The following is a 12,257-nucleotide window of genomic DNA, read 5'->3' on the forward strand; positions in this document are numbered from 1 at the left end:
GTTCAATAGCGAACCTCTGCCGTCAAGGCCAGACGGAGACCGGGTGCAGGAGATCCTCGCGAACAGGAACGGTTTTTGGCAGGCGTTGCAGGAGTCCGAACGCGCCGCGTTGCGTACGGCCGGTCGGACTCGTGAGTATGCGCCGGGAACGCTGCTGTGCAGCCAGGGCGCCGACCCCGATCACGTCCTGATCATCTTGGACGGCTGGGTGAAGGTGACCGCCGGGCGGGCGGACGGTCAGGAGGTCATGCTCGCCATCCGCGGCCCGTCGGACACGATCGGCGAGAGCGGCTGGCTGAACGGCCGGCCGCGGTCGGCGAACGTGAAGGCGCTGGGCAAGGTCCGCGCGCTCGCGATCCCGGCCGAGCAGTTCGCCACCTTCCTCAACAGTCACGCGCACGCGGCGCAGGTCCTCGCGCGGGTGATGGTCGGGCGGATGGACGACGCCGACCGGCGGATGACCTCCCAGGTCGGTACGAGCGGCCCGAAGCTGCTCGCCCTGCTCCTGCTGGACCTGGCCGAACGCTACGGCGTGCCGGGCCCGGGCGGGTCCGTCACCCTGCCGCTGCCCCTCACCCAGCAGGAGCTCGCCACCATGATCGGCCGGGCCCGTGAGACGGTCGCGCGGGCGCTGACCGTCTGGCGCCGGGAGGGGACCGTGGTGACCCGCCGGATGCGCATCGTGATCCTGCATCCGGAGACGCTGCACGACATCGCCGAACGCGACGAGGACGGCTGACCCGGCGCGTACGGCCGGCGGGTACCGCCGCGCGTAGAGGCGGCGGTGTCGCTGTGCGCCGGGGTGTGTGCGTCATATGCCACATGGCCTGGGCACCAGGGCAATTACACTTCATCACCCCGAGTCACCCTCAGCGCTGAGGGGAGCATCACTCCCAGATGACGAGCGATCGATCGCCCGCCGGTGGGCCGGGGCGATCGAAGGTCCTCCGCGAGCTCCTGGACGTCGTCACCAACCTGTGGCAGCTCCTCGTCTTCCTGATCCCCGTCGCGGGCATCGGCGCGGCCCTCGTCCTGCGCCATCTGGACCAGATCTCGATCGCGCTGACGTGGGTGATCGCCGTCGCCAGTTCGCTGTCCGGCCTCGCGGTCCTGGCCCGTGAGAAGGACACGATCACCAGATGGCTCCGCGGGTGGGTCGATCACGCCGGAGGGCAGCTGTCCCGGCTCGGCCGCTCCCTCCTCGCGTTCGGCCTGACGGCCGCCGTGGTCGCCGCGCTCGGCTGGGCCGCCACCGGCACGGTGGCCGCGGTGTTCGGGGGATCGTGCGATCCGCCCATCGACCTGCGGGTGCTGACCGCGCCGGAGAACCTCACGGCCCTGCAACGGGCCGCCGCGGAGTACACCGCCGAGGCCCGGTGCCCGCCGGTGCGGATCACCGTGGCGGCCTCCGGCAGCGTCCTCAACGTCGCGTCCGGCTTCCAGAACGGCTGGTACTCCGTTCCGGGGGCGGGCGAGGGCGGCCGCGGCGCCCTCCAGCCGGACATCCTCATCCCGGCCTCCTCCGGTGAGGCCGACCGGCTCCTCGCGGCGCCCCACCCGGGCGTACGGCTGGCGAACGAAGGATCGATCGGCAGCTCACCGCTGGTCGTCGGGATCTCCGCCTCCGCCAGTGACGACCTGCGCAACGCGCTGGCCGGCCGCGACCGGCCGAGCCTCGGCGAGCTCCTCGCCGCGGCCCGCCGCAACGGCGTGCAGCGCGTCTACCGCGCGAGCCCGGACGTGTCGGAGATCGGCGCGCTGGCCGACGTCGACCTGTACACCAGTGGCGCGCTCGGTGATCCGCGGGCCACCGAGCGCGCGCTCGGCAGCGCCGACCTGCCCCTCAGCGACTCCGCCGCGCTGCTGTGCGGGCTGCGACGCGGCCCGGCCACGTCCGAGCGGATCGCCGTGATCGCACCCGAGCAGGTGATCGAGGACTATGGCCACGGCCGGGCGCTGGGCAGCACCTGCCCGGCCCCGGGCGGGGGCGGTCCGCCGCTCGCCGTCCACTGGGTGTCGGACGCGCGCGTGTTCGACTACCCCTTCATCCGCGTCACCTGGGACGGTCAGTCGTCGGCGCGCCGGGCGCACGAGATCGACGGCTTCCGGCGCTGGCTCGGCCACGGCCGGCTGCGGAGCGAGGCGTTCCGCGACACCGCCGGCCGCGCGGGCACCGCCGACTCCACCGCCGGCCGTCTCTACCTCGGCCCGCGGCCGCGCGTCGCCGTCCGGCCCTACCGCCGGGCCGAGATCGACGACGCGCTGACCCGGTTCGCCCAGGTCCGGCCTCCTCTGCACATCGTCATGGCCCTCGACGTGTCGGGCTCGATGAGCGGCGGCCGCTCACAGGGCGGCTCCCGGTTCACGTACGCCGTCCAGGTCGCCCGGACCGCGGCACAGACCGCCGTCCACGACACCGACACGGTCGAACTCGACGTCTTCTCCCGAATTCAGGGGCAGCCCCCGATCCGCCTGGCGGCTCCCCCGGGTCGCCGGGCCGCGATCGGCACCGCGCTCGACGGACTGACGCCCCAGGGCAGCGACATTCCGCTCTACGACGCGATCGGCGGCGCGGCCGCCCGGGTCGCCGCCTACCCGCAGGCGGCCGTCGTGGTCTTCACCGACGGCGGATCCGAGGCGGCCGACCCCCGGGCCCGCGCCGCGACGCTGAAACGCGCGCTGAGGACCCGCCCGGTCGTCGTTCTGACGGGCACCGACACCTGTGCCGGATCGGCGGCCGTCAAGGCCCTGGGAGCGTCCGTACGGTGCGTGGACGCCGGCGATCGGGAGCCGAGCGACGTGGTGACGTCGGTCTTCGATCTCACGACGCGATCCGGCGGGGGATGAGACGGATGCCGGGACGCCATCTCAGGAATCACCGGACCGCGACGCTCGCCGGCGTGGTGTTCGGCTTACTGGCCGTCCTGGTGCCGCTGGCGCCGTGGAGCGACTCGGCGGGCCGGACCCCCTGCCCGGGGCACACCGGGCTCGTGGTGGCCGGCGGCACGGACGTCAGCGCCTCGAGCGAACGCCAGGCGCTCATCCGGGAGTGGAACGCGCAGCACCAGGACGACCCCGACCTGCAGGCGCGGCTCGTGGAGATCTCCGGCCTCGCCGACGTCCAGCGCGCGCAGCTCGCGGCGACCTCGGAGGCGCACGGCTGCGACTACGACGTGCTCGAGCTCGACGCGCCCTGGACGGCCGAGTTCGCCGAGCGGAAGGCGATCGTCCCGTTCCCGCTGCCGCACGGCTGGGATCCGGACTTCCTGCCGGAGCTGCGGCAGTCGGTGACCTGGCACGGCACGGTGTACGCGCTGCCGGTCAACGCCGACGTCGGCCTGCTGTACTACTGGAACGACGCCCGGCGGCAGTCGCCTGCGGGCCTGCCCGACCTGCTCGGCCAGGCCGCCGAAACGGCCACCGCGCGCGGCTTCGAGGCCGGCTACTCCCTTCAGCTCGCGGACTACGAGGGCGGCACCGTGAACGCCCTGGAACTCATCTGGGGGTTCGGCGGTGACGTCGTCGACGACCACCGGGTGGTCGTCGACGCGTACGCGACGCCGATCAGGTCCGCGCTGGCGGCCCTCCACGCCGAGCTGCCTCCCCAGGGGCGGGGCGTCGACCGCACCGCGGCCGACGCGACCGAGGCCTCGAGCATCCAGGAGTTCGAGGACCGCAGGGTCGCCTTCATGCGCAACTGGCCGTACGCCTTCCGGGTGCTGGCCGCCGACCCGCGGATGCGCGCCGGAGCCCGGCTGAGATTCGGGGTGTCACCGCTGCCCGGCTCCAGCGTGCTCGGCGGCCAGAACCTCGCCATCTCGGCGTACGCCAAGAAACAGGACCAGGCCCGCCGTCTCGTCGAGTTCCTCACCGACCGGAACGCGCAGGCCGAGCTGTTCGCCTGCGGAGGGTTCGCGCCGACCCGGGAGTCGGCGTACCAGGCGCCCCGGCCCTGCCCCCGGTCGTCCCCGAGCGAGCAGCAGATCGGCCAGGCCGACCTCGCCCAGCTCGCCGCCCAGATCCGGCAGGCGATCGCGAAGGCGCGTCCCCGCCCGGTTACCCCGGCCTACCAGGTGTTCAGCGAGGTCTTCCGGCGCTGCTTCCGCGCCGCCGCGTTCCAGTCCGAAGACGTGGACTACGCCGCCTTCGCCCGGCTGCTCCGCGCGGCGTACTCCGGACGGCCGGTCCGCTCCGACCCGCGCCGGCCGTGCGGCTGAGCCGAGCGGACCGTACGGACCCCGGCCGCCCCCGTGGACTCAGCCGACGGAGGAGTAGGCCACGACGCCGCGCCGGATCGCGTCCATGGCCCGGCCTGCGACGCGGCGCACCGGGCTGCCGGGCGGGGCGGCGTCCGCGACCTGCCCGAGCATGTCCAGGAGCTGCTTCATCCAGCGGACGAAGTCGCCGGCCGTCAGGTCGGCGTCGGCCAGCACGGCGTCCAGCTGATCGCCGCTCGCCCACCGGTGCGCCGCCCAGGCGAAGCCCAGGTCCGGCTCGCGCAGGAACGCGACCCGATGGTCCTTCTCGATCTCCTGCAGCTCACCCCACAGCCGGAGCATCTCGGTGAGCGCCTCCCGCACCGGTCCGCCCGGCACGCGGGGCGCCCGCCCGTCCTCGGGCTGCCGGGACTCGTACACCAGCGCCGACACGACGGCGGCGAGCTGCGCGGGCCCCAGGTCGTCGAAGAGGCCGGCGCGCAGGGACTCGGCCGTGAGCAGGTCCAGCTCGGTGTAGATGCGCCCGAGGCGGCGGCCCTCGTCGGTGACCCGCTCGCCGTCGAGGTAGCCGAGTTGCTCGAGCACGGCGCAGACCCGGTCGAAGGTCCGGGAGATCACCTGCGAGCGGCCCTCGACGCGGCGCCGCAGCGCCGCCGTCTCCTTCTCCAGCCGGAAGTAGCGCTCGGCCCAGCGTGCGTGGTCCTCGCGGTCGGCACAGCCGTGGCAGGCGTGCTCGCGCAGCCGCCGCCGCAGATCGGTGATCTCCGCGTCCTCGCGCGTGGAGTCCGGGTGCTTCTGCGGACGGGGCTTGTCGAAGTGCGCCGTCTTGTTGCGCAGCGTCGAGGCCAGGTCGCGGCGGTGCTGCGCCGACCTGCGGTTGAACCACTGCGGGATCTTGAGGCGCTCCACCGGCTCCACCGGCCCCCGGAAGTCGGCCAGGGCCAGCTGCTTGACCTGCCGGTTGATGGTGAGGACCAGCGGGGACGGGTCGTCGGAGCGCTTCCCTGCCCCCGGCTCCAGGACCACCGCCGCGCCCGCGAACCGGCCGTGCGGGACCATGATGACGTCCCCGAAACGCAGGCGCTCCAGGGAGCGCGCGGCCTCCGCCCGCCGCGCGCCCGACCGCTCCCGGGAAAGCTCCCGCTCGCGCTCGGTCAGGCGCTGCCGCAGCCGGGCGTACGCCATGAAGTCGCCCTTGTCGCACGTCGCCGCCTCCAGATAGCCCTCCAGGGCCTCCTCGTTGCGGTGCAGCTGCTTGGCGAGCCCGACGACGGCACGGTCGGCCTGGAACTGCGCGAAGGACTCCTCCAGGAGCGTACGGGCGCGTTCGCGGCCGACCTGGCCGACGAGGTTCACGGCCATGTTGTACGACGGGCGGAAGCTGGAGTTCAGCGGGTAGGTGCGCGTGCCGGCCAGCCCGGCCACCGACGCCGGATCGACGCCGGGCGCCCACAGGACGACGGCGTGGCCCTCCACGTCGATGCCGCGCCGCCCGGCCCGCCCGGTCAGCTGGGTGTACTCGCCGGGGGTCAGATCGGCGTGCATCTCGCCGTTCCACTTGACAAGGCGCTCGATCACGACGGTCCGGGCGGGCATGTTGATGCCCAGCGCCAGGGTCTCGGTCGCGAAGACCGCCTTGATCAGCCCTTCGGTGAACAGCTCCTCGACGATCTCCTTGAACGTCGGCAGCATGCCCGCGTGGTGGGCGGCCAGGCCCCGCTCCAGCCCGGCCAGCCACGTGCCGTAGCCGAGGACGTCCAGGTCGGCCCGCGGGATGTCGGCGGTGCGCGCCTCGACGTGCGCTCGGATCTGCTCGGCCTCCTCCTTCGAGGTGAGCCGCAGCCCGGAGTACATGCACTGCTCGACCGCCGCGTCGCAGCCGGCGCGGCTGAAGATGAAGGTGATCGCGGGCAGCAGCCCGGCGCGGTCCAGCCGCTCGACGACGTCGGCGCGCGACGGCGGCCGGTAGCGCTCGGGACGGCGTTCGCGCCGGCGGCCGCTGCGGCGGCCCTGGTTGATCCTCGTGCGCCGCAGGTCGTCGAGCGCGAACCGGCGCAGGTCCGGGTTGACCTTCGTGTGGTCGTCGTCGACGAACAGGTCGTACAGCCGGTTGCCGGCCAGCATGTGCTGCCACAGCGGCACCGGCCGCTCCTCGTCCACGATGACGGTGGTCTCACCGCGGACCTCCTGCAGCCACTCGCCGAACTCCTCGGCGTTGCTGACCGTCGCCGACAGCGCCACGAGCCGCACCGACTCGGGAAGGTGAATGATCACCTCTTCCCAGACCGCGCCCCGGAACCGGTCGGCGAGATAGTGCACCTCGTCCATGACGACGTACGCCAGCCCCGACAGCGTCGGCGACCCGGCGTACAGCATGTTGCGCAGGACCTCGGTCGTCATGACGACGATCGGCGCCTCGCCGTTGATGGCGTTGTCGCCGGTGAGCAGGCCGACCTTCCCGGTGCCGTACCGGCGTACGAGGTCGGCGTACTTCTGGTTCGACAGCGCCTTGATCGGGGTGGTGTAGAAGCACTTCTGGCCGCCCGCCAGCGCCAGGTGCACCGCGAACTCGCCGACGACGGTCTTGCCCGACCCGGTGGGTGCCGCGACCAGCACGCCGTGGCCGTCCTCCAGCGCACGGCAGGCGTCGACCTGGAAGAAGTCCAGGTCGAAGTCGTACAGGCTTTGGAAGTCGGTCAGTGCGGGCGTGAAGACCGCCATGCGCTGGCGGTGCGCGGCGTAGCGTTCCGCGGGGGTGGTCATGGGTCAAGCCTACGGACCACCGGTGACCGAAACTGCTGCGCTCCCCGCGATCGACCGGACACGCCCTAGACGCGCTCGCCGTCCTCGATCTCGCCGTCCGGCAGGTCGAGCGGCGAGGCCTCGTCGTCGGACAGGTCCGCGTACGGGTCGGGCCGGGCGGCCTTACGCCGGTCGTGGATGTAGGCGATGATCTCGGCGACCTCGAACAGCACGACGGTCGGCAGCGCCAGCGCCAGCATCGTGAACGGGTCCTGGCTCGGCGTGGCGACCGCGGCGAACACGAAGAGGCCGAAAATGATCAGTCGGCGCGACTTCCTGATGCGCGCGTGCGTGAGCACGCCCGCCAGGTTCAGGATGACGACGAACAGCGGCAGCTCGAACGTCACCCCGAAGATCAGGAGCATCGCCACCGCGTAGCCGAGGTAGCTCGTCACGGTGACCAGCGACGTGGTGCCGTGCGGGACGAACGAGAGCAGGATGCCCAGTCCCTTGTCGAGCGTCACGTAGGCCAGCACCGCGCCGCCGGCGAACAGCGGCACCGAGGCGACCACGAAGATGTAGGTCCAGCGACGCTCGCGCTGGTACAGCCCCGGAGCGACGAACGCCCAGATCTGGTAGAGCCAGACCGGCGAGGCGAGCACCACCCCGACGATCAGCGAGATCTTCAGGTTGAGGAAGAAGCCCTCGGTCAGGCCGTTGACGACCAAGCCACAGCCCTTGCCCAGGCGATTCTCCTGGGGAATCTGGCAGTACGGCTGCTGGAGGAAGCTCCACACACGGTCGAATTGCCACAGCCCGATGCCGGTGCCCACGAGAATGGCCAACAGGGCCTTGAGCAGGCGGCTGCGGAGTTCGCGGATGTGCTCGATGAGGGGCATGCGCCCATCAGGGTTCGCAGTCCGCGACGGCTTGGTCGTCATGGTCCCTAATTGTGGCGGTCGGTCAGGACTTCTTGCCGTGCTCCGTCTGGGACAGCGGCATGCCGCTGATCGTGGTGCCGTCCTCAGCCGGACGGTTCAGCTGCGGCTGCTGGCCGGCCTGCTGCTCCAGCAGCGCCGCCTGCTCCCGGAGCCGTGCCGCCTGGGCACGCGCGTCCTGCGGCTGCGACTGCGGGCGCGGCTCGTCGTCGTCGTCGCTGATCAGGCCCTTGGTCTCGGACTTGAAGATGCGCATCGACCGGCCGAGCGAACGGGCGGCCTGGGGCAGCTTGGCAGAACCGAACAGCACCAGGATGACGACCGCGATGATCGCGATTTCCCACGGGCCAAGATCCATGTCAGTCCTCTTCAGCAGTGGTTCTTTCTCACCCGATCGTACGCTGTCGGGCCGGATGTCTCACTCCCCCGCCCCTTCAAGACGTCGCATCTCACGGGCGAGTTTCGCGTGTTCCGGCTCCAGACGCTCCCTGGTCCGCCGTAGTTCACGGCCGAGACCGCGCACCGCGAGCGAAACTTTGATCGCGCAGCCGCCGAGAACGACCAGCCCGGCGAAGGCCAGCGCGACGTAAAGCATCATCCACGGCACAGGCCGACACTAGCGAATCTCCACGGTCGGCAGAAGACGTGTGTTCGAGTCGTGTGTTCAGGTGTCGTAGAGCTTGAGGGCGCGGGCGGCGTCCTCACGGACCTGGGCGGCCAGGTCGGCGGGCTCGGCGATCCGGCCGGTGCCCGCCAGCCGCAGCGCCAGGCGCCGCACCCAGCGGACGTCCCGGGTGCGCAGGACGACGCGGACCCGGCCCTCCCCGAGCTCGGTGACGCTCTCGCACGGGTAGTGGTCGGCGACCCAGCGCCCGGCCGAGGACAGCTCGAAGGTCACCCGCACGTCCTCGGGCGAGGGGCGGAACAGCCCGTCGTCCAGGTCGAGCGGCTCGGCCTCGTCCGGGATGCTCCCGGGAACGTCGAGGACCTGCAGATCCACGATGCGGTCCAGGCGGAACAGGCGCACCGCCTCGGCGCGGCGGCACCAGCCCTCCAGGTAGGACCAGCCGTCGACGATGAGCAGCCGCATCGGGTCCACGTCGCGCACGGTGTTCTCGTCCCGGCCCGGCACGTAGTAGGTCATCCGCAGGCGACGCCCCTGGTCCAGCCCCGACCGCACCTGGACCAGGATGTCCGGGTTGACGTCCAGCTGAACGGCGACCTGGCTGCTCGGCCGGGCGGCGGCGCCCGCCGCCTCCTCCAGCTTGGCGATCACCCGGCTCACGGCGTCGCCGTGCTCGGGGATCTCGGCGATCGTGCGCAGCGCGACCAGCAGGGCGGCGGCCTCGTCGACGTCGAGCCGCAGCGGCCGGCTGATCGACTCCGCCTCGCACACCACGATCTCGCCGCCCTCGTAGGACAGGTCGATCGGGCAGTACGGGTCGGGCGCGCGCAGCTCGACGCACCACAGCAGGTTGAGGTCGTCGATGATCTGCTTCTCGGTCACGCCGAAGGCCGCGGCGGCCTCCTCGACACTGACCGAGCTGCGGTTGATGACGTACGGGACCAGCGCCAGCAGCCGCCGCAGTCGTTCCGAGGAGCTCACTGGCACACCGCCTTCAGGTGCTGGATCATCGCGTCACGTACGTCGGGCGGGTCGACGACCACGACGTCGTCGGCGAACCCGGCGAGGTAGTCGGCGAGCCGCTCGACCTCGGCGAACGTCAGCTCGGCCAGATCCCATTCGTCGTCGTCGCGGCGGATGTTCGCCGCCCAGCGCCGGATGCCGTCCGCCGCGCCGCGCCGCAGCCGTACGGTGGCCGTGCGCCGCCCCGGCACCGGGCCGCCCATCGAGGTGACGACCTCCCGCAGGTCGATGCCCTCCGGGACCGTCACCTCACCGGCGGGGCCGTCGGCGACGACCTCGCCCCTGATGCGGCTGAGCCGGAACACCCGGGTCTCCCCGCGGTCCCGGTCATGGCCGGCGACGTACCAGCGGCCGCGCCTGCTGACCACGCCCCACGGCTCCAGGTGCCGCCGCTGCGGGCCGCTGCGCCCGACGCCCTGGTACTCGAACGTGACGGGCAGGCGGTCGCGGACGGCCCGCCACAGCGCCGGGAAGGCGGGCTCGTCGGCGCCGACCCTGGGCTCGACGCCGAGGGAGGCGGCCTCGTCGGTGTCGATGCCGGCCGCGCGCAGCTTCAGCAGGGCCCCGGAGGCCGCCTCGGCGAGGCTGGCCCGCTGCCAGACCCGGGCGGCCAGCCCGAGCACGGCGGCCTCGTCGCGGGCGAACTGGAGCTCCGGCAGTTCGTACGCCTGGCGCTGGATGCGGTAGCCGGCCTCCTCGTCGCCGTCGCTGCCCATCTCCAAGGGGATGCCGAGCTCGCGCAGCTCCTCCTTGTCGCGCTCGAACATGCGCTTGAACGCCTCGTCCCCGCCGGGATAGCCCGGCACGGCCTGGCGGATCTGCTCCGCGGTGAGGTACCGCCGGGTGGCCAGCAGGCACACCACGAGATTGAGCAGCCGCTCGGTCTTGCGGCGCGACATCGTCACTCCTTCTGGCCCGTCCCCGTGGCCTCCGACGCTACCGTTGGCGGGTGATCCGATGGCGCAAAGGCACGGTTGTCAAGATACGCCGCGAATGGCCCGGAGCGGTCGAACTCGACGTAACCATCGACGACGACGGCGAAGCACGCGCCCTGGCCTATCCGGCGCTGGTGGGACGGCCCCGTCCAGGCGACGTCGTGCTGCTGAACACGACGGCGCTCGCGATGGGGCTTGGCACCGGAGGGTACGCGATGGTGGTGGCGGTACCCGACCGTTTCCCGCCCGATCCGTCCGGTCCAGGCCATCTGGTCAAGGCACGTTACACCCCTCTGCAGGCCACGGTGCTCGGCGCGGACGAGCAGGACTCCGCGCACCACGAGGTTCTGCGCGACGCCGAGTCGGTCGGCGGCATGCCGGTCGTCGTCGCCGACCTGCACTCGGCGCTGCCGGCGATCATCGCGGGACTACACCTGGACCGCCCCGGCACCCGCGTCGTCTACGTCATGCCGGACGGCGGCGCGCTGCCCGCCTGGTTCTCCCGGACGATCGCGGCGCTGCGCGAGGCCGGGGCGCTGGCCGCGACGGTGACCGTCGGCCAGGCGTTCGGCGGGGACCTGGAGGCCGTGACGCTGCACACCGGCCTGCTCGCCGCGCGGCTGGTCCTGGACGCCGAGGTGGCGATCGTCGCGCAGGGTCCCGGCAACCTCGGCACGGGCACGCGGTGGGGCTTCTCGGGCGTGTCGGCGGGCGAGGCGGTGAACGCCGCCTCCGTCCTGGCGGGCCGCCCCGTGGCGTCCCTGCGGGTCAGCGAGGCGGACGCCCGTGAGCGCCACCGAGGGATCTCCCACCACAGCCTGACCGCCTACGGCCGCGTCGCGCTGGCGCGGGCTCAGGTGGTCGTGCCGGATCTGCCGGGCGCGTTCGGAGAGCGGGTACGGGCCGAGGCGAAGCCGCTCGGCGAGCGGCACGAGCTCGTCACCGTGCCCGTGGACGGCCTCGACGAGGCGGTGCGCGACTCGCCGGTGCGGGTGTCGACCATGGGCCGGGGCCTGGACGAGGACCGCGCGGGGTTCCTGGCCGTGGCCGCCGCCGGCCGCCATGTCGCAAATCTCCTAAGGTGACGCCTTTATGGCATAGATCCTAAGTCGAGAATCGCCCAAGCCGCACGGAAATGTCCTCCTCATTACCGTTTGATTGTTTTACCGGTACAACGCCGGAGGATGCTGGAAGTCGAAGGCCATGTCGCAGGAAAGGAGCATATCCGTACCGGCCTTCCCGCTTTTCCGGCAGCGAGGAGAACACCGTGCCCAGCAGGACCAGCGCCTCTGTCGGCCTGGCGGCGATCGCCACGACGGCCGGCACGCTCTTCATGACCTCGCCCGCGTCCGCCCAGAGCATCGCGGCTCCGACGCACGTCAGCACCGTCGCGGCCCAGGTGAGCGCGAGCGCACCGTACGGCGACGGCTGGTGGTGGCGGCACCGCCACTTCCGGCACCATCACCACTTCCGTCACCACCACTTCCGTCACCATCACTTCCGGCATCATCACCGCTTCTTCCCGTTCTTCCCGCATCATCGCTTCCGGCACTTCGGAGGCGAATTCGGCTTCCACAACGGAGGCTTCCATCGTGCGGGCTTCCACGACTTCGGGTTCGGCGGCTTCAGGTCCGGTGGCTTCGGGGGCGGCGGCTTCGGAGGGAATGTGAACCGGAACGTCAATGTGGTGTCGAGCGATTTCGGGTTCAGTCATACCAGCACCAACGTTGGCATTTCCCATGGATGGTGAAACGGCAACGGAGCACAAAGGCGCCGG

Annotated in this window: 11 protein-coding genes; 5 read left to right on the plus strand and 6 right to left on the minus strand. The window is 71.9% G+C overall.

Going from position 1 to position 12,257, the window contains the following annotated elements:
* The first annotated feature begins 43 nt into the window (after positions 1 to 43).
* The 3 genes from ACYVF7_RS34675 (at position 44) to ACYVF7_RS34685 (ending at position 4,217) form a co-directional block, all read left to right on the plus strand.
* The gene (locus ACYVF7_RS34675) at positions 44 to 739 is read left to right on the plus strand and encodes a Crp/Fnr family transcriptional regulator (protein WP_460349025.1); all 696 of its coding nucleotides are present in this window, start codon (positions 44 to 46) and stop codon (positions 737 to 739) included.
* A 158-nt stretch (positions 740 to 897) separates the two neighbouring features.
* A complete protein-coding gene (locus ACYVF7_RS34680) occupies positions 898 to 2,847 on the plus strand; it encodes a vWA domain-containing protein (RefSeq protein ID WP_460349027.1) in 1,950 nt (649 codons plus the stop codon).
* Positions 2,848 to 2,900: 53 nt separating this feature from the next.
* Positions 2,901 to 4,217 (plus strand): extracellular solute-binding protein, encoded by a 1,317-nt coding sequence (locus tag ACYVF7_RS34685; RefSeq protein WP_460349029.1) that lies wholly within the window; start codon positions 2,901 to 2,903, stop codon positions 4,215 to 4,217.
* 39 nt (positions 4,218 to 4,256) lie between these two features.
* Here ACYVF7_RS34685 and ACYVF7_RS34690 read toward each other — a convergent pair whose 3' ends face one another.
* The 6 genes from ACYVF7_RS34690 to ACYVF7_RS34715 form a co-directional block, all read right to left on the minus strand.
* Positions 4,257 to 6,980, minus strand: a complete 2,724-nt coding sequence (locus ACYVF7_RS34690; protein ID WP_460349031.1) for a DEAD/DEAH box helicase — start codon at positions 6,978 to 6,980, stop codon at positions 4,257 to 4,259.
* A 65-nt stretch (positions 6,981 to 7,045) separates the two neighbouring features.
* Positions 7,046 to 7,900 carry a twin-arginine translocase subunit TatC gene (gene tatC / locus ACYVF7_RS34695; RefSeq protein ID WP_460349033.1) on the minus strand — a complete coding sequence of 285 codons (855 nt, stop codon included), beginning with the start codon at positions 7,898 to 7,900 and terminating at the stop codon, positions 7,046 to 7,048.
* Positions 7,901 to 7,922: 22 nt separating this feature from the next.
* Positions 7,923 to 8,255, minus strand: a complete 333-nt coding sequence (gene tatA / locus ACYVF7_RS34700; RefSeq protein ID WP_460349035.1) for a Sec-independent protein translocase subunit TatA — start codon at positions 8,253 to 8,255, stop codon at positions 7,923 to 7,925.
* Between the two features lie 60 nt (positions 8,256 to 8,315).
* The gene (locus ACYVF7_RS34705) at positions 8,316 to 8,495 is read right to left on the minus strand and encodes a hypothetical protein (protein WP_360879995.1); all 180 of its coding nucleotides are present in this window, start codon (positions 8,493 to 8,495) and stop codon (positions 8,316 to 8,318) included.
* Positions 8,496 to 8,561: 66 nt separating this feature from the next.
* Positions 8,562 to 9,503 (minus strand): helix-turn-helix transcriptional regulator, encoded by a 942-nt coding sequence (locus ACYVF7_RS34710; RefSeq protein ID WP_460349038.1) that lies wholly within the window; start codon positions 9,501 to 9,503, stop codon positions 8,562 to 8,564.
* Positions 9,500 to 10,444, minus strand: a complete 945-nt coding sequence (locus ACYVF7_RS34715) for a helix-turn-helix transcriptional regulator (RefSeq protein ID WP_460349040.1) — start codon at positions 10,442 to 10,444, stop codon at positions 9,500 to 9,502. The genes ACYVF7_RS34710 and ACYVF7_RS34715 overlap by 4 nt, the downstream gene beginning before the upstream one ends.
* A gap of 50 nt (positions 10,445 to 10,494) precedes the next feature.
* Between ACYVF7_RS34715 and ACYVF7_RS34720 the strand changes: the two genes are divergently transcribed.
* Entirely contained in the window at positions 10,495 to 11,565 is a 1,071-nt protein-coding gene (locus tag ACYVF7_RS34720) for a DUF3866 family protein (protein WP_460349042.1), read from the plus strand.
* Positions 11,566 to 11,747: 182 nt separating this feature from the next.
* Entirely contained in the window at positions 11,748 to 12,230 is a 483-nt protein-coding gene (locus ACYVF7_RS34725) for a hypothetical protein (protein ID WP_460349044.1), read from the plus strand.
* The last annotated feature ends 27 nt before the right edge of the window (positions 12,231 to 12,257 follow it).

This window comes from Actinoallomurus acanthiterrae (genome assembly GCF_054775715.1).